At 72.0% G+C, this 21,850-nt stretch carries 19 protein-coding genes, 1 tRNA gene and 2 pseudogenes; 12 read left to right on the top strand and 10 right to left on the bottom strand.

Annotation, left to right across the window (positions count from 1 at the left end; translation table 11 throughout):
- Positions 1-133: 133 nt before the first annotated feature.
- On the top strand, positions 134-1,198 hold the full coding sequence (locus ACGFZ2_RS13325) for an AI-2E family transporter (RefSeq protein WP_393453099.1): 1,065 nt from the start codon (positions 134-136) through the stop codon (positions 1,196-1,198).
- Between the two features lie 204 nt (positions 1,199-1,402).
- A pseudogene (locus tag ACGFZ2_RS13320) lies at positions 1,403-1,501 on the top strand (RNA polymerase subunit sigma-70); the annotation flags it as partial.
- A 177-nt stretch (positions 1,502-1,678) separates the two neighbouring features.
- Here ACGFZ2_RS13320 and ACGFZ2_RS13315 read toward each other — a convergent pair.
- A pseudogene (locus ACGFZ2_RS13315) lies at positions 1,679-1,801 on the bottom strand (hypothetical protein); the annotation flags it as partial.
- Between the two features lie 65 nt (positions 1,802-1,866).
- Positions 1,867-2,721, bottom strand: a complete 855-nt coding sequence (locus ACGFZ2_RS13310; RefSeq protein ID WP_393453096.1) for a hypothetical protein — start codon at positions 2,719-2,721, stop codon at positions 1,867-1,869.
- Between the two features lie 110 nt (positions 2,722-2,831).
- On the opposite strand from ACGFZ2_RS13310, the gene ACGFZ2_RS13305 reads away from it, so the two are divergent.
- On the top strand, positions 2,832-3,476 hold the full coding sequence (locus ACGFZ2_RS13305) for a serine/threonine protein kinase (protein WP_393453093.1): 645 nt from the start codon (positions 2,832-2,834) through the stop codon (positions 3,474-3,476).
- Between the two features lie 573 nt (positions 3,477-4,049).
- A tRNA-Arg gene (locus tag ACGFZ2_RS13300) sits at positions 4,050-4,122 on the top strand.
- A gap of 543 nt (positions 4,123-4,665) precedes the next feature.
- Here ACGFZ2_RS13300 and ACGFZ2_RS13295 read toward each other — a convergent pair.
- Positions 4,666-5,208, bottom strand: coding sequence for a DUF6650 family protein (locus ACGFZ2_RS13295; RefSeq protein WP_393453090.1), 543 nt, complete (start codon positions 5,206-5,208; stop codon positions 4,666-4,668).
- 384 nt (positions 5,209-5,592) lie between these two features.
- Here ACGFZ2_RS13295 and ACGFZ2_RS13290 point away from each other — a divergent pair, with 384 nt between their 5' ends.
- A complete protein-coding gene (locus ACGFZ2_RS13290; RefSeq protein ID WP_393258114.1) occupies positions 5,593-6,570 on the top strand; it encodes a zinc-binding dehydrogenase in 978 nt (325 codons plus the stop codon).
- 54 nt (positions 6,571-6,624) lie between these two features.
- On the opposite strand, the gene ACGFZ2_RS13285 is transcribed toward ACGFZ2_RS13290, so the two are convergent.
- Entirely contained in the window at positions 6,625-7,473 is an 849-nt protein-coding gene (locus tag ACGFZ2_RS13285; protein ID WP_393453087.1) for an SDR family oxidoreductase, read from the bottom strand.
- A 116-nt stretch (positions 7,474-7,589) separates the two neighbouring features.
- Between ACGFZ2_RS13285 and ACGFZ2_RS13280 the strand changes: the two genes are divergently transcribed.
- Both ACGFZ2_RS13280 and ACGFZ2_RS13275 read left to right on the top strand, forming a co-directional pair.
- On the top strand, positions 7,590-7,955 hold the full coding sequence (locus tag ACGFZ2_RS13280) for a winged helix-turn-helix transcriptional regulator (protein WP_393453084.1): 366 nt from the start codon (positions 7,590-7,592) through the stop codon (positions 7,953-7,955).
- A gap of 303 nt (positions 7,956-8,258) precedes the next feature.
- Positions 8,259-9,140, top strand: a complete 882-nt coding sequence (locus ACGFZ2_RS13275) for a trypsin-like serine protease (RefSeq protein WP_393258123.1) — start codon at positions 8,259-8,261, stop codon at positions 9,138-9,140.
- A gap of 165 nt (positions 9,141-9,305) precedes the next feature.
- Here the strand turns inward: ACGFZ2_RS13275 and ACGFZ2_RS13270 are convergent, their stop codons facing one another.
- Together ACGFZ2_RS13270 and ACGFZ2_RS13265 are read right to left on the bottom strand one after the other, a co-directional pair.
- A complete protein-coding gene (locus tag ACGFZ2_RS13270; protein WP_393453081.1) occupies positions 9,306-9,905 on the bottom strand; it encodes a ClpP family protease in 600 nt (199 codons plus the stop codon).
- 135 nt (positions 9,906-10,040) lie between these two features.
- Complete coding sequence (locus ACGFZ2_RS13265; protein WP_393453078.1) at positions 10,041-10,565, bottom strand: helix-turn-helix domain-containing protein; 525 nt, start codon at positions 10,563-10,565, stop codon at positions 10,041-10,043.
- Positions 10,566-10,822: 257 nt separating this feature from the next.
- On the opposite strand from ACGFZ2_RS13265, the gene ACGFZ2_RS13260 reads away from it, so the two are divergent.
- Positions 10,823-11,836: an NAD-binding protein gene (locus ACGFZ2_RS13260; protein WP_357693958.1), complete on the top strand. Its 1,014-nt coding sequence runs from the start codon at positions 10,823-10,825 to the stop codon at positions 11,834-11,836.
- 351 nt (positions 11,837-12,187) lie between these two features.
- Entirely contained in the window at positions 12,188-13,993 is a 1,806-nt protein-coding gene (locus tag ACGFZ2_RS13255) for a trypsin-like serine protease (protein ID WP_393453074.1), read from the top strand.
- Positions 13,994-14,117: 124 nt separating this feature from the next.
- Here ACGFZ2_RS13255 and ACGFZ2_RS13250 read toward each other — a convergent pair whose 3' ends face one another.
- The 3 genes from ACGFZ2_RS13250 to ACGFZ2_RS13240 all read right to left on the bottom strand — a co-directional run bounded on the left by ACGFZ2_RS13250 (position 14,118) and on the right by ACGFZ2_RS13240 (position 18,710).
- A complete protein-coding gene (locus ACGFZ2_RS13250; RefSeq protein ID WP_393258137.1) occupies positions 14,118-15,152 on the bottom strand; it encodes a 2-oxoacid:ferredoxin oxidoreductase subunit beta in 1,035 nt (344 codons plus the stop codon).
- On the bottom strand, positions 15,145-16,992 hold the full coding sequence (locus ACGFZ2_RS13245; RefSeq protein ID WP_393258139.1) for a 2-oxoacid:acceptor oxidoreductase subunit alpha: 1,848 nt from the start codon (positions 16,990-16,992) through the stop codon (positions 15,145-15,147). Before ACGFZ2_RS13245 ends, ACGFZ2_RS13250 begins: the two co-directional genes overlap by 8 nt.
- A gap of 305 nt (positions 16,993-17,297) precedes the next feature.
- Positions 17,298-18,710: a hypothetical protein gene (locus ACGFZ2_RS13240; protein WP_393453071.1), complete on the bottom strand. Its 1,413-nt coding sequence runs from the start codon at positions 18,708-18,710 to the stop codon at positions 17,298-17,300.
- Between the two features lie 124 nt (positions 18,711-18,834).
- Here ACGFZ2_RS13240 and ndhC point away from each other — a divergent pair, with 124 nt between their 5' ends.
- Entirely contained in the window at positions 18,835-19,212 is a 378-nt protein-coding gene (gene ndhC, locus ACGFZ2_RS13235) for an NADH-quinone oxidoreductase subunit A (RefSeq protein ID WP_350678128.1), read from the top strand.
- A gap of 95 nt (positions 19,213-19,307) precedes the next feature.
- On the opposite strand, the gene folP is transcribed toward ndhC, so the two are convergent.
- The gene (gene folP, locus ACGFZ2_RS13230; protein WP_393258144.1) at positions 19,308-20,177 is read right to left on the bottom strand and encodes a dihydropteroate synthase; all 870 of its coding nucleotides are present in this window, start codon (positions 20,175-20,177) and stop codon (positions 19,308-19,310) included.
- Between the two features lie 214 nt (positions 20,178-20,391).
- Here folP and ACGFZ2_RS13225 point away from each other — a divergent pair, with 214 nt between their 5' ends.
- Both ACGFZ2_RS13225 and ACGFZ2_RS13220 read left to right on the top strand, forming a co-directional pair.
- On the top strand, positions 20,392-21,198 hold the full coding sequence (locus tag ACGFZ2_RS13225; protein WP_393453068.1) for a DivIVA domain-containing protein: 807 nt from the start codon (positions 20,392-20,394) through the stop codon (positions 21,196-21,198).
- Positions 21,195-21,692, top strand: a complete 498-nt coding sequence (locus ACGFZ2_RS13220; RefSeq protein ID WP_393453065.1) for an SRPBCC family protein — start codon at positions 21,195-21,197, stop codon at positions 21,690-21,692. The genes ACGFZ2_RS13225 and ACGFZ2_RS13220 overlap by 4 nt, the downstream gene beginning before the upstream one ends.
- The last annotated feature ends 158 nt before the right edge of the window (positions 21,693-21,850 follow it).

Genomic DNA, 21,850 nt, shown 5'->3' with positions numbered 1-21,850 from the left:
GCACAGCGTGACGTGGCCCGGATGAGTCCGTCTCACCTGGGACGGGTGACATTGCGACCGGGCGCACGACGCGCGAAGAGCCCGCCACGGAGGCTGGCGTTTCATCAGCCTCGCGCCCGGGAAGCCGCGCGCGATGAGCGAGGTCGACGACCGAACCACGGCCCGACAGGTGTTGATCGCCATCGGCCTGGTCCTCGCCACCGCCGCCGGACTGGCGCTGGTATGGCAGACGCGTAGGGTGCTGGGCTGGACAGTGGTGGCGGTGTTCCTGGCGGTGGCGCTGAATCCGCTGGTGGAGCGCGTGCAGCGGCGATGGGTGCGACGGCGGGCGGTGGCCACGCTTGTGGTGTTCCTCGCCTTCCTCGTCGTGCTCGGCGCGCTCGCCGCGTTGGTCCTGGTCCCCCTGGTAGAGCAGGTGGGCCGCTTCGCTGAGCGGGCGCCGGAGCTGCTGCGGGAGACCCGGGCCGGTCAGGGCCCCGTCGGTACGCTGCTGCAGCGGTTGCACCTGCGGCGGTCCGCCGGAGCGCACATCGACCAGCTGCAGCAATACGGCGGCCGAGTCGGACGGTCGACGGTCGGGGCGCTACGCGCGACGGTGCAAGGCGTTGCGGGAGCGTTGACAGTGATGGTGCTCGCATTCCTGATGGTCGTGCAGGGGCCGCGGCTGGTCGCCGGGGCGCTGGCGGTGGCCGGCGAGGGCCGGCGGGAGCGGCTACGCCGTATCGGGCGGGAGTCATCGCGCACGATCACCGGCTACGTGAGCGGCAACCTAGTGATCAGCGTGATCTGCGGGCTCGCGACATTCGTGGTGCTGGTTCTGACCGGGGTGCCGTTCGCCGGCGTCATCGCCCTCGTCGTCGCGGTGGCCGACCTGATTCCTCTCGTAGGGGCGACCCTGGGGGCGATCGCCGCCGGCGGTGCAGCATTCCTGCACTCGCCCACCGCCGGGATGGTCGTCCTGGTCTTCTTCGTCGCCTACCAGCAGGTGGAAAACCACCTGCTGCAGCCGGTCATCATGTCCCACACGGTGCAGCTCAACCCCCTGGCCGTGCTGATCAGTGTGCTGATCGCCGCGGAACTCGGCGGGCTGGTCGGCGCGCTGCTGGCCATACCGGCGGCCGGCATCATCCGCATCATGCTGCGCGAAGTCGTCCCCGTCACCCAACGCGATTCCTGCGCGGAACCGGGCGAGACATGACGGCAGGCGGGTGGATGTTTTGCTGTCTCCCCAGCGCGGCGATGCTGGTCGGCGCGCGGCTGGCGCGGCTGCCAGCCGTCGGCTACGTGTGCGTCGTCTCACGCCGCCGCTCCCGCCGCACCGGCGTCCCCGTGGAGACGTGGGCCACGTCGATCCGGCCATTCTGACCGGTACTCCCGCCCGGTCTACAACCACGCGTTCCGGCTGACCGGGTCGTGGTCAACGGCCGAGGACGTCACCCAGGCGACGTTCCTCGTGGCTTGGCGCCGCCGCGACGTCCGACTGGTGGACGGCTCGGCGTTGCCGTGGTTGCTGGTCGTCGCCACCAATGCGGTCCGCTCCGAGTGGCGGTCGGCCCGCCGGTGGCTGGCGCTGCTCCGACGCCTGCCAAACGGAGCGGCACACCGATGGCGACCTCGCCCAGTGGAGATGGAAGATGTCTTGAGCGGGAGGTCCCAGGTTGAGCCGCACCGTCGCCCCGCTGGCACCGAACGCAGCCTTCACCGCCTGCGTCGTTACCTGACGCGCAGCCAGCATGGGTGCCGCCTTCTCGGGCGGCACGTCGGCGATGCCGCCGAAGTGACCTGCCGAAACGAGAAGCAGGTGACCTCTGTTGTTCGGTCGCTGGTGCAGTGCCGGAAAAACAACGAACTCGTTGTTGACGGGCCCTACGAGGGTGGTCTCCAGTTTTCGGCGTGGGTGAAGCCGAGGGCTGACAGCGCGTCGGCCACCGCCGTCCGGTGTTCGGCCTCCACGTCGGCGGCCAGCGTCGGCGCACTGTCGGTGATGGTGACTGGGTATGCCGTGAGTGGGACGGTGCCGGAGTGGGCGACGGTCAGCTCACCTTTGCCTCGCCCCATGGTGAGGTCGAGGTGGGTCAGGTGCAGGGCGTAGGACGGCACCTGACCGGTGGCGTAGCCGTCGAACGGCGAGCGGACGGCGATCGTGCCGTCGAGGCACCACCATGGTGCCGGCGGTCGTCCCTGCCGGTGGTGGTCGGCGAACAGTTCGTGCCGCACCGACCGGTACTGCCAGGCCAGCACGACCGCGCGCCGCACGCGGGCGTCCAGAATGCCCAGCCCTTCCGCCCGGTCGGTGGCGGCCAGCAGCGCGGCGAGCCGCTGGCGTACCCAGGGGGCCAGGACCTGCTGCAGCCGGTGCGGCCAGGCCTGCTCGGCGGCCTCGGCGGCGAAGCGCAGCGCCGCGGCCAGCCGGGCCAGGCAGTCATCGACGTCGGACCAGTGTTCACCGGCGCGACCGGTGTGGTCGGGCAGCGCTGTGGCGTGACGACGGGCGACGTACTCGACGGTCGCGCGCAGCGCCCCGCCGGCGGCAAGGTCGACATCCTGCCGGTTGTCGCACCACGACCAGTCGCTCTGATGCCTCAGCATCTCCCGCGCGTAGGGATCACGCAGCGCTTCCTCGCCGTGGTCACCGTGTGGGGGGCGGGTGGCCGCATCGACCACCTCGGCGGCGAACAGCAACGCTTCGGCGTACCTTGTCGGTGCCGACGACACATCCACCCGCGTCACCTCCCCCTTGCGGTGACACGATGCCACAACCATGCGACTCACCACGGCGCTGCCGGCGGCATTCGCATTCTGCAAAGGGGATGCGGCCCTACTCTTCCTACGTGATGGAACTACCCCTGGACTCCGCGTTCGCGGTCTTCGACGCCCAGGGCTCGGGGTGCGTCTCCTACGGCGTCGAGGCGTCCGGACGCCGCTGGTTCGTCAAGACAGCCACCACCGCGCAGAGCCGCCGTTCCTTGCTGCGGGCCGCCCAGTTTCACGCCGCGGTCCGACACCCGGCGATCGTGCGCCCCGAGCATGTCCTCGACGGGCCGACGCTGGTCTACCCGTGGCATAACGGCAGCGTGCTGAACCATGCCACCACCCACGGCTCGGACCGCAGCGCACTGCACCGGTTCCAGCAACTACCCCTGCGCGACGTCGAAACGGCCATCGACACCATCCTCGACGCACACCTGGCCATCACCGCCGCCGGCTACGTCGCGGTCGACCTCTACGACGGCTGCTTCCTCTACGACTTCCACGCCCGCCAACTACGTCTGATCGACCTCGACGAGTACCGTCCCGGCCCGTTCACCCTCGACACCGACGCCTCCCCGGATCCCGCCGCTACATGGCCCCCGAAGAATTCGTCCGCGGCGCCGTCATCGACCAGCGCACCACCGTCTACACCCTCGGCCGCACCATCCACCACCTCCTCGACTCCCCACCCGGCTGGCGCGGCTCCCACCACCAACAACAGGTAGCCGTACGGACCACCACCACGACACCCGCCGACCGATACCCCGACGTGGCAGCACTTGCCGCAGCCTGGCGCAGCACCCTGCCGAACCCGTAACGCGCGCCGAGGCCTGTGACAGTGGTGGCGCACCTCCTGAGCGGAAGGATCCCGACTCAGGGGACTCGCGGGAGGGCAAGCTGCGAGAGCGGGTCCAGCGCAGCCCGTGACTGATCCGGGCGCTGAGCGTCGTGCGGGACTCATTCCGAACGCTGACCCTGCGTCGGCGTCTGACCTGAGCCTGTGAACGAAGCTCGCGGAGAGTTGCCGCCGCGCCGCGCTACTGCCGCGGGTCCAGGGCCGGGGGAGCGCACACCATGATCTTCGATGATGTGCGCGGTGTGTGCTCTCCAACGGATGCCAACCCGGGTCAACCGGTGCCAACGCGGGTCACTGCGGCGACCGCCGGTCGCAAACCGGGGTTCGTGTGCTCGGGGTGTGGTCCTGGGCTGGGAGAACGGGGGCCCGGGTGACGTGGGTGAACATGGGCCACTCCCTGCCACCCCAGGTGAACCCGCAGGTCGCTAGACTAGGCCCTCGCGCCCTCGTAGCTCAGGGGATAGAGCAACGGTTTCCTAAACCGTGTGTCGCAGGTTCGAATCCTGCCGGGGGCACCTCGAAGATCGGCAAAGAACGCTACCTGAGCTGGCAATACGCGCAGCGCTCGATTGGTCGGCTGGGCAGTCGTGGGCCACTGGAAGCCGCCGTTTGCCGCAGGTCGCGGAACATGCACGGAATGATCTTGGAGGCATCTGACCAGGTGGCCGAGGTATCCGAGGCAAGATCCGGAATGGCGACCGTCATACGGGCCAGGCCACGCCGGTCAGGGCCTCATCGATCCGGCCGTTGACGGGGCCTCTTCCCCGTCGATGCACTTGGCGTAGACCTTGAGCAGGATGTCAACAGAACTCCGGCGGGGCGCTCCGCCTCAGGATGGGCGGGGCACCGCCGGCGGCTCGCGGTCCGTGAGTGGTTGCGGTGGGGGAGCCATCCCGCCCACCGTCGACCCAGGCGAGCCGAGCAGACCACTGCCCGCCAGCGTCCGTACGAGCCGTCAAGGCCGTCTTGACGTGGCGGGTCGGGCGGAGGCTTGCTCCCAGGAGGGCGGGTTGCCGGTAGACGGTATGGCAGTAGGGCTTCCGGTGATTGGGTCAAGCTCAGTCGAACCCGGGAAGCCAACCAAGATCGCCATCGTCATCTTGAGGTTGCGGCGGCAGGATCGATGCGAGCTCTTCATCGACTTCTAAGTCATAGGCTTGGGCCAGGATGGCGATGTGGATGCCCATCATGCTGCGAAGGCCACCGAGAGCAAGCGAGAATGGGTCCGCCTGTCCGTAACGCTCTCCGTAGCTGAGGTAGCTGCCGTTTGGCCCTGCTGCTTCGATGAACCGCCTGCAGGCGGCGCGCATGGCCCGGAGGTTCTCGAAAAGATCGCTCTTGGGCTTGACTAGAACGAGTTGCTCGGTGAGGAAGGCTCTGATCTGGAGCGCCGAGGAAATGCAGTGGCTCTTGTCTTCTCGATGTCGCTGGCCGAAAAGAAGCCGACGGTCTTCAAGGAAGAGCAGGACCCGTCGAGCGACGTCCTTGTCGCCTTCGGCCTTCTGCCACTGAGCGCCGAACCCTCCAGGGATCGATAGCCCGGTCAAGCGAATACCCATGCCTCGATGGTCCCATGCCGGTGCGTCAATGCGCTCGTTCATCCGGCTGCGCTCTCCGTCGATGCATCTCGCGTACACCTTGAGCAGCAGGCCGACCGAGTGTGTACGGCCCGCTGCGCGACCTCCGGCGCCGGGAGTCCGGCGTTCAGCCAGAGCGACACCCCGGCGTGCCGCAGATCGTAGGCCGCCCGGCCAGGGGAGAGGCCAGCCGATCCGGGGTCAGGCTCAGCGTCCGCGCCTTCCCCCCAGGCGCGGGAGTATGTCGAGGATGACACCACGTTGCCGCGGCCGCTGCGGAACCATCAAGGGCGCGTCGCTACGCGACGGCCTGCGGGAACCCTTGACCCCTGTGCGCACAGAGACTGGTGGTCTCCGGGCCACGGGTCGGGTTGACCTCAAGCGCGGTTGAGGTAGTCGGATGGGGGCATGCGTGCGATTCAGCTTCACGAGTTCGGTCCCCCCGGAAACCTGGTGCTCGACGACGTGCCCGACGTGTCGCCCGGCCCCGGCCAGGTCCGGATCGCGGTGTCGGCGAGCGGTGTGCACCTGCTCGACACGAGCCTGCGCCGGGGCGAGGCCGGCGGCCCGATGCCGCTGCCCGACCTGCCCACCATCCCCGGGCGAGAGGTCGCCGGCGTCGTCGACGACCTGGGCGAGGGCGTCGACGGGTCGTGGCGCGGCAAGCGGGTCGTCGCGCACCTGGGCATGGTGCCGGGCGGGTACGCCGAGCAGGCGGTCACCACGGTCGAGTCGCTCTACGCCGTACCGCGGAATCTGACCTGCGCAGAGGCGGTGGCGGCGGTCGGGACGGGCCGGACGGCGCTCGGGATCTTCGACCTGGAGACGCCGACGGCGGACGACGTCGTCTTCGTCCCGTCCGCGGCCGGTGGGGTGGGCTGGCTGCTGGTGCAGGCCGCGCGGACGACCGGTGCCACCGTGGTGGCGGCGGCGCGTGGCGCCGACCGGACGGCGGCGCTGCGCGACCTCGGCGCGGACATGGTGGTGGACTACGGGCTGCCGGACTGGACCGATCGGGTGCGGGAGCAGGTCGGCGGCCTGAGCCTGGTCTACGACGGGGTGGGCGGCGCGGTGGGTCGGGCGGCCCTGGAGTTGTTGCGGCCGGGCGGCCGGTTCATGATGTTCGGCTGGTCGGCCGGCGAGGCGACCCGGATCGGGACGGACGACGTCATCGGGCGCGGCCTGACCGTGGGCTGGCTGGGGCAGCGGATGCGCGCCCTGCCCGGCGGCATTCCGGCGCTGGCCGCCCGGTCGCTGGAACTGGCCGGGAAGGGCTGGTGGCGCCCGTTGGTCACGACCTATCCGCTGGCCGACGCCGCCGCGGCGCACGCCGACCTGGAGGGGCGCCGGGCGCTGGGCAAGGTGGTGCTGACCGTGGAGCGTTGACCGGGCACCCGGCCGCCCCGCGCGTCGTCGGCGGGGCGGCCGGGTGGGCGGTCGTCAGAGCGCGGCGCGGATCGCCTCGGCCAGCGTGGTCGGCTGCCGGCCGATCAGCTTCGCGAGGTCGTCGCTCTCGACGTGCAGGTCACCCTGGGCGACGCCCCGGTCGCCGTCGGCGAGCACCTCCGCGTACGCCTGCGGCACGCCGGCGCCAGTGAGCACCTCGGCGTACTTCTCGACGGTGAGGTCGGTGTAGCCGACCTGGCGACCGGTTTGCCGGGACAGCTCCTCGGCCAGCTCGGTCATGGTGATCGGCGCGCCGGCCAACTCGTACACCCGGTTGGCGTGGCCCTCGGTGGTGAGCACCGCCGCGGCGGCCTCCGCGTAGTCGGCGCGGGCGGCGGCCCCGATCCGGCCGTCGCCGGACGCTCCGGCGACGCCGTGCTCCAGGTAGGCCGGGAGCTGCGGGAGGTAGTTCTCGAAGTACCAGTTGTTGCGCAGGAGGACGTACGGCAGACCGGAGGAGCGGATCTCCTGCTCCGTCGCGCGGTGCTCGGTGGCGAGAATGAGGCTGGAGGTGTCGGCCTTGGTGATGCTGGTGTAGACGACCAGCCCGACGCCGGCCTCCTTGGCGGCGTCGACGACGTTGCGGTGCTGCTGCACCCGCTGCCCGACCTCGCTGCCGGAGACGAACATCAGCTTCTCGGCCCCGGCGAGGGCGGCGCGCAGCGAGTCGGGGTCGCTGTAGTCGGCCTGCCGCACCGTCACGCCGCGCGCGGCGAGGTCGGCCAGCCGGTCGGTGTCCCGGCCGAGCGCGACGACCTGCCCGGCGGGTACGCCCCGGCGCAGCAGCGAGTCGACGATCAGTCGGCCGAGGTGGCCGGTGGCGCCGGTGACGACGATGGACATGGGCACTCCTTGCGTGCGTGCGGGATGGTGTCTGACGTCATCGGCAACGGGAATGCCACCGCGATACTTCCCGTTGGAGAGTAGGCACCTTGAAGTGCGTGACTTACCGATGGAGAGTGGCCGTGCACCCGAACGTCTACGCCCGCAACTGCGGCAGCCGGCAGGTGCTGGACCGGATCGGCGACCGGTGGAGCGTCCTGGTCGTGCTCACCCTCGCCGACGGCACGAAGCGCTACGGCGAGCTGGCCCAGCGGATCGAGGGGGTGAGCCAGAAGATGCTCACCCAGACCCTGCGGGCGCTGGAACGCGACGGCCTGGTGACCCGGACGGTGCACGCGAGCGTCCCGCCGCGGGTCGACTACGCGCTGACCGACCTCGGCCGCAGCCTGCTCGACCTGGTCGCCGGGCTCGAGTCCTGGGCCACCACCCACCTCGACGAGGTGGAGGCCGCCCGCGCCCGATACGACGCCGAGCCTCGCTAGACCGGAGGACGGGGGTGCGGGCGTGTGTCGGGGAGGGCAGCCGACGGCCCGGGCGACAGCCAGAGCCGGTGTTTCGTCGGCGCCGCGAGAAAGGCCAGCCCGTCGGGAAGGCCGGCCTCCGGATGTAACGAGATTCGCTGACAAGACGCTGCGCTTGCAGCCCGCGAATATTCCCACCTCCGGGAATAGGCTCCGCGTATCGACGGCCGCCACCTGCGGCCATCGCGTACCGCGGGTCGGACGCGGATCGAGGGGGCGCGTCCGGCGCCGGTGCCGCTTTTCGATTTGACACCGGAGGACCCTGTGCGTCGTACCGCACTCTTCGCCACGCTGACCACCGCGGCGCTCGCCGCGGCCGTCGTCGCCGCCACACCGGCATCCGCGATCAACACCTACAACGCCCTGCCGGCCCCGGAGCGCACCGAGGTCGGCGCCCTGATCGTGCAGTGGGACCGCGACGGCGATCCCGGCACGCCGGACGTCGTGGACTGGTACTGCTCCGGCACCATGATCGACCGCGACGTCTTCCTGACCGCGTCGCACTGCACCACCGACTGGTCGCCGGGCGCCCGCTTCTACGTCTCGCTCGCCCAGGACGTGGAGGCGGAGCTGGCCGCCGCGAAGGCCGCCGGGCTCAGCCCGGCGCAGGTGGCCGCCGCCGTCGGCGTCGAGGGCACCGAGCACGTCCACCCCGACTACCCGGGCAACTCCGCCGACTCGCACGACATCTCCGTGGTCACCCTCGACACCGCGCAGGCCGCCGAGCTGGACCGGCGCTGGGACTTCACCCCGGCCACCCTGCCGACGGCCGGCCAGCTCGGCGCGCTCGGCTCCCGGGCGCTCGACGCGGCCCGCTGGGAGGTCATGGGGTACGGCACGGCGGAGGCCCAGCGCGAGCCCGGCGGGCACGTCCACCCGGGCGGCGGGGTGCGGATGAAGGCGGAGGTCGGCTTCAGCGCGCTCAACAACACCTGGGTGCGGCTCGCCATGAACGAGAGCCGCGACTACGGCGGGGCCTGCTACGGCGACTCGGGCGGCCCGAACTTCGTCACCACCGGCGGGCAGCGGCTCCTCGCCGCCACGACGATCACCGGCGACGGCCCCTGCTACGCCACCAACGTCACCTACCGGCTGGACAGCGACAGCGCCCGCGACTTCCTGGACGACTTCGTCGACCTGCCCTGACGGCGGAACGCGGCGGCGGCCGGCGGGACCATCGCCGACTGCCGCCGCGCGTCACCGCCCGGCCGCCCCCCGTCGCCGCGGTGCCGGCCGCCGGGGGCCGGCCGATCCGGCTGCCGTGCCGGCTCGGCCCCGCTCGCCCGGCCGCCGCCCGACCCGGCCGGCCGGTCAGCTTTCGGGCAGCTGGGCGACCTTGGTGAGCACCTTGTCGATCAGGCCGTACTCGCGGGCCTGCTCGGCGGTGAACCACCGGTCCCGGTCCCAGTCCTGCTGGATCTCGTCGAGGGTGCGCCCGCTGTGCCGGGCGATCAGCTCCTGCATGGTCCGCTTCACGTGCAGCATGTTCTCGGCCTGGATGGTGATGTCCGCAGCCGTGCCGCCCATCCCGCCGGACGGCTGGTGCATCATGATCCGCGAGTGGGGCAGCGCGTAACGCTTCCCGGCCGCCCCGGCGCAGAGCAGGAACTGCCCCATCGAGCCGGCCAGGCCGAGCGCCAGGGTGGCCACGTCGTTCTTGACGTAGCGCATGGTGTCGTAGACGGCCATCCCCGCGCTCACCGAGCCGCCCGGCGAGTTGATGTAGAGGAAGATGTCCCGTTCCGCGTCCTCGGCGGCGAGCAGCAGGATCTGGGCGCAGATCCGGTTCGCCGACTCGTCGGTCACCTCGGTGCCGAGGAAGATGATCCGCTCCCTCAGCAGCCGGTTGAACACCTGGTCGTCGAAGGACGGATGCCCACCGTCCAACATGCGTACGCCCGTAGCGATCATCGCGCGCCCTCCCACAGTGCCGGCGGGCGACCGGAGGCGCCCGGGGGACCGGCCCCTTCAGGCTGCCCGCTGGACGGCGCGTCGCCGTAACAATTCTGCCCGCGGCAGATCCGCTGAGGGCGGAAGCGGCCGGGCCTAGACGACCGCCAGCCGCCGTCGGCCCGACCGGCACCGTCCGCAGCCGAGCACGGCACTGGTACGCGGCCCGGGGCGACCGCCGCGCGCGGAGGCGGAGCGTCCGACCCGGACGGTCGGCCCACCGGCCCGGGGAGCCAGGTGGAGCAACGGCCCGCCGGTCCGGAGACCGGCTCGCGCGACCGGCGTGGAATCGGGGGCGTCCGCCCGCTCCGGCCCGACCGGGTCGGGGCCGGCCGGAGCGGCCGCGGCGGAGGCCAGTTCCGCCCGGGGCGCCGCCGGGATGCGCGGCTCGACACGGCGCAGGTCGTCGCGCGCCTCCTCCAGCAGGTCCGACAGGTGGATGCCGAGCGCCCGGCAGATCGCCGCGAGCACCTCCGAAGAAGCTTCCTTCCGACCGCGCTCGACCTCGGACAGGTAGGGCACCGACACCCCGGCGGCCTCGGCCACCTCGCGCAGCGTGCGGCCCTGCCGCAGGCGGAGCCGGCGCAGCACCCCGCCGATCACTCGTCGCAGCAACGACATGCGGGCCTCACTCTCGTGGTCGCCGTCGGGGACACCACCCCCATCATGCCCTGTCCCGGCCCCGTGGACCGGCCCGGTCGGCGCGCCGCCGTACGGGAGCCACCGCGGCGGACCAGCGCGTCCAGGTTGCCCGCCCACCGCCACCGCCGCATCCGGGCCCGACAGGTTGCCCCGTCGCCGACCCCGCCGTGCGGATTCCCGTCGGGCCGCTATGTTGTGGGCGTGCAGGCGACGACGGAGTCGGGGCAGGTCATCAGGTGATCCACTTTCCCGCGCAGCGACGGGGCCCACTGAGCGCGCTGAGCCTCCGCCTTGCCGCCGCCATCGGCCTGGTCTTCGCCACCGTCGCCGTGGTCTACCTCGACCGCGACGGCTACCGCGACGTCAACGAGGACGGCATGACCCTCCTCGACTGCTTCTACTACACGGTGGTCACCCTCTCGACCACCGGCTACGGCGACGTCACCCCGGTCAGCCAGACGGCCCGGCTGGTCAACGTCGTCTACATCACGCCGGCCCGGGTGATCTTCCTGATCATCCTGGTCGGCACCACCCTGGAAGTGCTGACCGAGCAGTACCGCACCGGGCGCCGCCTGTCGCGGTGGAGGAGAGCCGTGAAGGACCACGTCATCATCTGCGGCTACGGCACGAAGGGCCGCAGCGCGGTCTCCGCCCTGCTGGAGAACGGGCTGGACAAGTCCCGGATCGTGGTGGTGGAACGCAGCGGCCCGGCCCTGCGGCAGGCCACCTCGGCCGGCCTGGTGGCGATCGAGGGATCGGCGACCCGCTCGTCGGTGCTGAACGAGGCGCACGTCCGCAACGCCAAGGCGGTGATCATCGCGACCGACAGCGACGACGCCTCGGTCCTGGTGGCGCTGACCGTACGGCAGCTCACCGCCGGCCAGGTGCGGATCATCGCCGCCGCCCGTGAGGCGGAGAACGCCCCGCTGCTCAAGCAGAGCGGCGCGCACCACGTGATCGTCTCCTCGGCCACCGCCGGCCGGCTGCTGGGCCTGTCCACCTCGGCCCCGCCGCTGATCGACGTGGTGGAGGACCTGCTCACTCCCGGCCAGGGCATGGCGCTGGCGATGCGCTCCGCCGAGCGGGCCGAGGTGGGCCGCTCCCCCCGGGAGCTGGACTCGCTGGTCATCGCCCTGGTCCGGCGCGGCAAGGTGGTGACGCTGGCCGACAAGGCCGGCGCGGTCATCGAGACCGGCGACATGCTCGTCCACGTCCGCGACGACCGCCCTCAGGCGACCACCGCGCCCTGACCGGCCCCGCGCGGGCCGACGCCGGAGCGGCTGACTGTGCCGGCATGGCCGGCGGTCGTCGCTGGACGGCCGCCCCGGTCCGGCCCTTTGGGCTGACCAAGAATCGTCTTCGCGGATCTTTTTCCGCGCCGGCTTGTTTGCTACCGTTTGGCGGCTTGGAATTGCCGGGGAGCGTTATCGACCGCAGTCGACGCGCCGTCAATGGCACAGGCACGACGGGGGCTTCATCTTTCGCACGTGGGCTGACGCCCGCGCGTCGATCGTCGTCTTCTCGTCCGGTCGGGCGCATCTTCGCCGAGCCGTTCCGAGCACCTCGTTAATCGAACGACGGGAAATCAATCAGTGGCTGAAGTGGCAACATCCGCAGGAGCCAGGCGGCGTTGGTCGGCCGGCGTCGTCGGCCTCGCCCTCGCCGGTGCGGCGTTCGTCGCACCCGCTACCGTCGCTCAGGCCGCCCCCGCCGGGGACGGCGTGTACGACGCGGCCAGCGAGTCCGGGACCAGGAACCTGGACAGGCTGCCGAACCTGCACAAGGGCAAGCTGGAGCTGCCCTCGCCGGGCGCCAAGGGACCTCGGTTCCAGACCGGCACGGGTCCGTCGCCGCGCATCGTGAAGGGGGAGTTCGCCAGCGCGTCGGAGTTCCCCTACATCGTCGGCGTCGTGACCAGCTTCAAGTACGCCGGAGATTTCTACTGGTACTGGTGCACCGGCACGATCATCGCCCCCAACAAGGTGCTGACGGCCGCGCACTGCACCGCCGACGGCCCGGGCACCACCCGTGTCATCGCCGGTAACGACCAGCTGGTAGACAGCAACGGCAACATCCTCGACGGCAGCGGGTTCGTCGCCGAGGTCGGTTCCACCTGGACCCACCAGAGCTGGAACATCAGCGCGGTCTACAACGACCCGACGATCCCGATCAAGCACGACGTCTCGGTGCTGACGCTCAAGCAGAACCTGCCCGCCGAGTACACGCCGGTGACGCTGAGCACGCAGGGCGACTCGACGCCGTACCAGGAGGGCACCAGCGCGGTCATCGCCGGCTACGGCGTGACCGGGGAAGAAGCCGAGGGCGAGGGGGGCGACAGCCGCCTGCGCAAGGGGACCGTTCCCATGCGGTCCGACTCGGTCTGCAGCACCTACGGGTACGACCCGAACGCGATGACCTGCGCCGGGGCGGGCACGCCCAGCGTGCCGAGCACCGACACGTGCGGCGGCGACTCCGGTGGTCCGCTGATGGTCGGCGGCAAGCAGGTCGGCATCACGAGCTGGGGCTTCGAGCCGTGCGGCGAGAGCCCGGGCTACTACGTCCGGCTGAACAACTACGTGAACACGGTCAAGGAGGACCTGACCCGTCCGCCGCTGATCAACGCCGACTGGGCCGGTGACGGTCACACCGACCTCATCGCCCGGGACACCGCCGGCAACCTCAAGCTCTTCGAGGGCGCCGGGTTCGCCAACAACGGGTACGGCGGCTTCTACTACGCGCCGAAGCAGCTCAACTCGGGCTGGGGCAGCTTCAAGCGGGTCTTCCGCGTCTACAACTGGAACGGCGACAAGCGGCCGTCCATCATGGCGATGAAGACCACCGGTGAGCTGTACATCTACAACACCGACGGGGGCGGCAACCTCGTCGGTGGCGGCAAGCTGATCGGCACCGGCTGGGCGAACTTCACCGCGCTCATGGTGACGAACAACTGGATGGGCAACAACCGCCCGAGCCTGCTGGTCCGCAAGTCCAACGGTGACCTCATCCGCTACACCAGCAACGGTGCGGGCGGCTGGGAGAACCCGTCGGGCACCCGGATCGGCACCGGCTGGAACGGGTTCAACCTGTTCCTCACGCCGGGCGCCTGGAAGGGCGACGGGCTTGAGGTGATCATCGGTCGCACCTCGACCGGTTACCTCAAGATGTACCAGTCCGACGGCAAGGGCGGCTGGACCAACCCGGCCGGCACCCAGATCGGCAGCGGCTGGGGTGGCTTCAAGAGCATCATGACGCTGGGCGACTGGAACGGCGACAACATGATGGACATGCTGGGCGTCAACAGCAGCAACCAGATGCGGCTCTACACGACCAACGGCAAGGGCCAGTGGATCGACGCGAGCGGCAAGGTGATCTCCAGCGGCTGGGGCAGCTACAACCTGATCTTCTGATCAGGGAAGCCACTCCCGCGCAGTAACGAAGGGGCCCGCAACCGACCGGTTGCGGGCCCCTTTTCGTCCTGGTGTTGCGGCGGCCGGTCGCTCCCCCTCGCGGGGCGGCGACCGGCCGCGCCGGTCAGAGGATGGTCCAGGTGTCCCCGCTGGCGAGGAGACCGGCGAGCTGCTGCTCCGGGGTCTCGGTCACCGTCGCCCTCGCCGCGGAAAGCTGCCCCTGCACCACGCTGTCGTAGGACGGGCGGTCGACCGAGCGGAACACCCCGATCGGGGTGTTGCGCAGGTCGAGGCCGGGCAGCCGGGACAGCGCGAAGGCGTACGCCGGGTCGGTGACCGTCGCGTCGTGCACGACGATCTCCCCGGGGCTGACCGAGGCGGTCTCCCGGACCTCCAGGCCGAACCCGCCGGGCGGGTGCACGACGCAGAACTGCCCGTCCTTGCCGAACGTGATGGGCTGCCCGTGCTCCAGCCGGATCAGGTAGTCGTCCCGGGTGGCCGGCTCCTTGAGCTGGTCGAACGCCCCGTCGTTGAAGATGTTGCAGTTCTGGTAGATCTCCACGAACGCCGAGCCCTGGTGCTCCGCCGCGGCCCGCAGCACGGACTGGAGGTGCTTGCGGTCGGAGTCGATGGTGCGGCCCACGAAGGTGGCCTCGGCACCGAGGGCGAGCGAGAGCGGGTTGAACGGGGCGTCGGCGGAGCCGGCCGGCGTCGACTTCGTGACCTTGCCGACCTCGGAGGTCGGCGAGTACTGCCCCTTGGTCAGGCCGTAGATCCGGTTGTTGAACAGCAGGATCTTCAGGTTGACGTTGCGGCGCAGCGCGTGGATCAGGTGGTTGCCGCCGATGGAGAGGGCGTCACCGTCGCCGGTGACCACCCAGACCGACAGGTCGGGGCGGCTGGCCGACAGGCCGGTGGCGATCGCCGGGGCGCGGCCGTGGATCGAGTGCATCCCGTAGGTGTTCATGTAGTACGGGAAGCGGGACGAGCAGCCGATGCCGGAGACGAAGACGATCCGCTCGCGCGGGATGTTCAGCTCCGGCATGAACTGCTGGATGGCGGCGAGGATCGCGTAGTCGCCGCAGCCGGGGCACCAGCGCACCTCCTGGTCGGACTTGAAGTCCTTGGCGGTGAGCTTGAGGGCGACGGGCTCAGACATTCTTCAGGACCTCTTCCAGCATCGTCTCCAGCTCGTTGGCCGTGAACGGCAGGCCGCGGACCTGGTTGTAGCCGATCGCGTCGACCAGGTACTTGGCCCGGATCACGTGGGCGAGCTGGCCGAGGTTCATCTCGGGGACGACCACGCGGTCGTAGGAGCTCAGCACCGTGCCGAGGTTGGCCGGCATCGGGGCGAGGTGCCGCAGGTGCGCCTGGGCGATGGAGTGGCCGCGCTGGCGCAGGCCCCGGCACGCCGCGCCGATCGGCCCGTACGTCGAGCCCCAGCCGAGCACCAGCACCCGGGCGTCGCCGTTCGGGTCCTCGACCTCGACGTCGGGCACCGGGATCGTCTCGATCCGGGCCGCCCGGGTGCGCACCATGAAGTCGTGGTTCGCCGGGTCGTACGAGATGTCGCCGGTCTTGTCGGCCTTCTCCAGGCCGCCGATGCGGTGCTCGAGCCCGGGGGTGCCCGGGACGGCCCACGGCCGGGCCAGGGTCTCCGGGTCGCGCAGGTACGGCAGGAAGGTGGTGCCGTCCTCGCCGTTGGGCTTCGTGGCGAACTCGACCCGCAGGTCGGGCAGCGACTCGACGTCGGGCAGCAGCCACGGCTCGGAACCGTTGGCGACGTAGTTGTCGGACAGCAGGATGACCGGCGTGCGGTAGGTCAGCGCGATCCGGGCCGCCTCGATGGCCGCGTGGAAGCAGTCCGCCGGCGACCGCGGCGCGATGACCGCGACCGGAGCCTCGCCGTGGCGGCCGTAGAGCGCCATGTTGAGGTCGGCCTGCTCGGTCTTCGTGGGCATGCCCGTGGAGGGGCCGGCCCGCTGCACGTCGACGATGACCAGCGGCAGCTCCAGCGCCACGGCGAGGGAGATCGTCTCGCTCTTGAGCGCCACGCCCGGGCCGCTGGTCGTGGTGACGCCGAGCGAGCCGCCGTAGGACGCGCCCAGCGCCGCGCCGACCGCCGCGATCTCGTCCTCGGCCTGCATGGTGAGCACGCCGAAACGCTTGTGCTTGCTCAGCTCGTGCAGGATGTCCGAGGCCGGGGTGATCGGGTAGGCGCCCAGGAAGACCGGCAGCCCGGAGCGCACGCCGGCGGCCACCAGGCCGAGTGACAGGGCCGCGTTGCCGGTGATGTTGCGGTAGGTGCCCGGTTGCATCTTCGCCGGCTTGACCTCGTAGCGGACCGCGAAGTCCTCGGTCGTCTCGCCGAAGTTCCAGCCGGCGCGGAACGCCGCGACGTTCGCCGCGACCAGCTCGGGGCGGGCGGCGAACTTGCGCTCCAGGAAGCGCAGCGTCGACTCGTAGGGCCGGTTGTACATCCAGGAGAGCAGGCCCAGGGCGAACATGTTCTTCGCCCGCTCGGCGTCCTTCTTGGACACGTCGTGCTCGGCGAGCGCGCCGACCGTCATCGACGTCAGCGCCACCGGGTGCACCACGTAGCCGGCGAGCGTGTCGTCCTCGAGCGGGTTCGCCTGGTAGCCGACCTTGGCCAGGTTGCGCTTGGTGAACTCGTCGGTGTTGACGATGATGTCCGCCCCGCGCGGCAGGTCGACGAGGTTGGCCTTGAGCGCCGCCGGGTTCATCGCCACCAGCACGTTCGGCGCGTCGCCGGGGGTCAGGATGTCGTAGTCGGCGAAGTGCACCTGGAAGCTCGACACGCCCGGCAGGGTGCCGGCGGGGGCCCGGATCTCCGCCGGGAAGTTCGGCAACGTGGAGATGTCGTTGCCCAGCTGCGCGGTCTCCGAGGTGAACCGGTCGCCGGTGAGCTGCATGCCGTCGCCGGAGTCGCCGGCGAACCGGATCACCACCCGGTCCAGTTGACGGATCTGCTTGGTCACGCCTGCACCTCGCTTCGCTGTGCGCGGTCGCGCGGGCGGCTGAACATGATGGTGACCTCGCCTAGCCCGGCCACGTGACCTCCTTGACGCACCGCTGCACCGGACCCGCGCGGGGCAGGCCCGGTCCGCCGTAGTTCCTCACCTGAGAGCCTACGTCGGATCGCCCTCCCAACTTTCTCGTAGGCCGCCCTCTGGGATGCGATCGGGCGGGGTTCCACACCGGTTTGCGGTGTTTCCGCCCGCCCGCCGTAATCCAGATCACCGGGGCGCCCGTCGATCCGGGCCGGGCGGCCGGCTTCCCCGGGTCAGTCCGTCGGCGCGGGCGCCGTCGTCGGCTCCGGCACCGGGGCGCCCAGCCGCCGCCGCAGGGAGGTGGTGGCCAGCGTGAGGGCCAGCACCACCAGCAGCGTGGAGACGGCGATCAGGATGATCGCGGTCTGCCGCACCGAGCCGCCCCCGCCGGCGCGCAGGGCGGGGGAATCGGCGGCCAGCACGCCCTGCGACCCGGTCGGGGCGGGCGGCGAGGCCACCGGGGTGGCCAGGGCGGCGGCAGCGGTGATCCGGAAGCTCATCTGCACCTGCCGGGCCCGGCCGCTGCGCGGGTCGAGCTTGCCGAGCACCGCGCCGGCCAGCGGGGCCGTCCGCTGGGCCTCGGGCGTCGCGGACACCGGCAGCCGCAGGTGGGCGGCGCGGCCGGCGGGGACGGTGCCCAGGTCGCAGCGGGTCCGCGTCGGGCCGGCGGCGGTGCAGCCCGGCGGGGGCGCCGGCACGGTCACTCCGGCCGGCAGGACCACCTCGACCCGGCCGTCGGCGTCCACCCGGCCGGTGTTGCCCAGGCGTACGTCGAGCCCGCTCGCCCCACCGCTGATGTCGAAGGCGACCTCGCCGGCCTCCAGCCTGATCCCGGGCGCCGGCGGGCCGGGCGGGAAGAGCACGGCGAAGCCTTCGTCGTCGCGCGCCGGCTCCGCGCCGGGGGCGGTCGCGGTGACCTGGACGGAGCCGCTGAGGGGCATCTGCCGCCAGGCGTCGCCGCTGACGCGTACGCGGATCAGGGTGCTGAACCGGGCACCCGGCGCGCTCGTCCACTCGCCGCAGCGGTGTGCCCCGCCGCCGACGTGGGCGCAGCCCCGGGTGCCGGCGTCGGTCAGCCCGGCCGGGAGCGTGTAGGCGAGCCGGATCCGGGCGGGCGCCGCCCCGGTGTTGGTGACGGTCACCCGCAGCGTGGTCACGGTGCTCGGCGCGTTCCAGTAGGCGGCGGTCAGGGTGATGTCGCCGGTGGTGACGCGGACCGCGGCCGGGGGAGCCGCCGGGCTGCCCGGGGCGGGCGCGCTCGGGCGCACCGGCGGCACCGACGGCGCCGTCGGCGGCGCGCTGAGGGTCGGTGCGGCGGTGGTCGGCGCCGGGTCCTCCGGGGCCGTGGTCGTCGGGGTCGGCTCGGTCGTCCCGGCCGGCGGCGTGGACTCCGGCGGCGGAGAGGTGGTCGGCGGCGCCTCGCTGGGCACCGGTCCGGTGTCCGTCGGGTCCGCCGTCGACGGCTCCGCGCCGGGCTCGCCGACCGGGTCCGTGGCGGCGGTGGCGACCCGGGCGGCGGTGGGGGCCGCAGCCGCCCAGCCCGGCACCGCGGCGACCGTGAGCCCGACCGCGAGGGAGATCGCCAGCAGGGGAACGGTACGCCGGTCACCCGCCCGCCGGCCGGGCCGTACGTCCACGCGGGCCATCTGTCCTCCGTGACGATGAGTGAGGGTTCCAATGTTCGGCAACCGTTGTCCACTGGCACTAGTCCCGCCCGGAAACAAGTCCGTAACGCTCGGCCGGCCGCGCGGGGCGGTAGGCTGATCGACCGTGACCGGTTACCTGGGCTCGTACGCGACGCTCGGGCTGCTGCTGCTCGCCAGCGTCCTCTTCTTCGTTACGGCGTTCTCGGCCAATCGGGTGTTACGTCCTGCCCGTCCGGCCGATCCCTACGGCAAGCGGGCTAGCTACGAGTGCGGCCTCGACCCCGTTGGCGCCGACTGGGCCCAGATGCAGATCCGTTACTACGTGTACGCGTATCTCTACGTGTTGTTCGCCGTGGAGTCCGTGTTCCTCTTCCCCTGGGCGGTGGTCTTCGACCGGCCGGGGTTCGGGATGGTGACGGTCGTGGAGATGGCGGTCTTCGTCGCGGTGCTGGCGCTGGGCATCCTCTACGCCTGGCGGAAGAACATCCTGCGCTGGACCTGACCTGAGCCCGGCCGGCCCGGGCGCCGGCGACCGTCCGGCTCCCACCGCCCGCGTCGGCCGCCGTGATCAGGTCGGGCCGCGCGAGGTCGTCGTGGTCAGGCCAGGCCGCGCCGGGTCGCCGCGGGCGGGCGGTCACCGCGGATCGACGCGACCATGTCGAGCACCCGGCGGGTGGGGCGTACCTGGTGCGCCCGGAACACCCGGGCGCCCAGCCAGGCGGAGACGGCGGTGGCCGCCAGCGTCCCTTCCAGCCGCTCGGCCACCGGCAGGTCCAGCGTCTCGCCGACGAAGTCCTTGTTCGACAGGGCGACCAGCAGCGGCCAGCCGGTGTCGGTGAGCTCGTCGAGCCGGCGGGTGATCTCCAGCGAGTGACGGGTGTTCTTGCCGAAGTCGTGCGCCGGGTCGATCAGGATCCCGTCGGCCCGTACGCCCAGCCCGACCGCGCGCTCGGCGAGCCCGGTCACCGTCGCGACCACGTCGGCGACCACGTCGGGGAAGGCCGCCCGGTGCGGCCGGGTCCGGGGCGCCAGACCACCGGCGTGTGAGCAGACCAGCCCGGCGCCGGTCTCCGCCGCCACCCGGGCCAGGACCGGGTCGGCGCCGGACCAGGTGTCGTTGAGCAGGTCGGCGCCCGCGGCCACCGCCTCCGCCGCGACCTCGGCCCGCCAGGTGTCGATCGAGATCACCACGTCGGGGAAGGCGGCCCGGACGGCGGCGATGGTCGCCACCGTGCGCCGGATCTCCTCGGCGACGTCGACCTCGGCGCCCGGGCCGGCCTTGACCCCGCCGATGTCGATGATCTCGGCGCCCTCCTCGACCGCCCGCTCCACGGCGCGCAGCGCGCTGTCCTGGGCGAAGGTCGCGCCCCGGTCGAAGAACGAGTCCGGCGTCCGGTTGACGATCGCCATCACCACCAGCTCGCCCGGGCCGAACGTCCGCCCACCGAGCCGAAGCGCCCCGGCCATACCGCCTCCTGAAAGGTCCGCGCCGTCGTCCCGTCCCCGTCGCCGGCCGATCACGACGCTATCCGGTCCGCCGCCGCCGGGCCCGGTCGGTCGTCGCCGTGTCGTCGCGCTCGCTCCGCCCGTCGTCGCCGCCCGCCGGGCCGGCGCCCCGGTTCCGGTGCGCCGGTGGGGTGGTGGGGTCGCTCCGGCCCCTTCGACATGCCACGATCTGTGCATGGATCAGGTTCTGCTCCTGCTTGTCGTCGCGCTGACCGTCGCGGCCGTGGTGTTCGGTGTGACCGTGCTGGTCACCGGCCGGGATCCCGGCCTGACGCCGGCCGAGCCGGACGGGCGCGCCGTGCCGCTGCCGGCCACCCGCCCGCTCCGCGAGGCCGACGTGGGTGAGGTCCGGTTCGACACGGCGCTGCGCGGCTACCGGATGGACCAGGTCGACCAGGCGATGCGCCGGGCGGCCTACGACATCGGCTACAAGTCCGAGCTCGTCGGCGTGCTGGAGGCGGAGGTCGCCGCGCTGCGCGAGGGGCGGACCGCGGACGCCGACGCCCTGCGCCGCGCCCGGGAGCAGGCGGCCGGGACGACCGCCGCCGAGGCGTCGCCGCAGGCACGGGGGGCGGTGCCGGTCGGGGCCGACCGGCCGGACGCCGCCGGGAACCGGGACCTGGTCGTCGAGCCGATCCCCGCGTTCGTAGACCCGGGCACCGCCCCGGCGACGGGTGACGCGCCGCCGGCCGGGTCGACCGGGTGGGCGGCGTCGGCTCCCGGCGCCGACTCCACCGGGCGCCCCGACGACGCACCCGCCGCCCCGGCGGGCGGCGACGGCACCGGGGACCGGACCGGCCGCGTCGCCGCCGGGGAAGAACCACGTGAGTCCCGGCGCGAGGACCTGACCGGCGGCGACGACCGGGCGATGTCACCGTCGGGCGACGATCGGGTGACGGCACCCTTGGGCGACGACGACACGACGGCGCCGGCGGGCGACGCCGGGCGGCAGGGGCCGGTGGTCCGGTCGGAGTCGGCGTGACCGGGCCCGTGGGCGGCGACAACCTGCGCGAGGCGGCACAGCCCGGCGCGGGCGAGGTCACCGCCACGGTGATCGTCGACGCGCCGGCGGAGCGGGTCTTCGCGGCGCTGACGGCCTGGGAGCGGCAGTCGGACTGGGTCCCGTTCACCACCGTCCGTGTGGTCGAGGGGGACGGCGGCGAGGGCAGCCTCGTCGAGGCGGTCACCGCGCTCGGCCCGGCCGTGCTACGCGACGAGATGCGGGTGGTCCGGGTGGACGCGCCCTACGAGGTCCGGGTGGTGCACTGCGGGAGGCTGCTGCGCGGCCCCGGCGTGCTGCGCTGCACGCCGCTGGCCCGGGACCGCACCCAGGTGGTCTGGCACGAGTGGTTCCACCTGCCCGGCGGCCCGGCCGGGCGGGTGACCTGGCCGGTGCTGTGGCCCGGCTCGAAGTTCGGCCTGACCCAGGCACTGAAGAAGTTCGGCCGGCTGGTCGAGCAGGGCCGGCTGCCCTGACCGTCGGGCGACTGCATGATCGACTCGACATCCCTGACAGTCGGGGTGTCGACCCGACCGGGACGCCCCGATCTCATTGACCTCGGGCTGACCGAGCCGTGCCCGCGGCGCGCGTACGGACGCCGGAGGGCGACCGCGGGCGACGGGGCCGTCGGGCC

Source organism: Micromonospora sp. NPDC048063 (assembly GCF_043202855.1).
In the GTDB taxonomy this organism is placed as follows: domain Bacteria; phylum Actinomycetota; class Actinomycetes; order Mycobacteriales; family Micromonosporaceae; genus Micromonospora.
The sequence above is the reverse complement of the archived record's forward strand: the minus strand, read 5'-3'. Positions and strand labels throughout refer to the sequence as shown.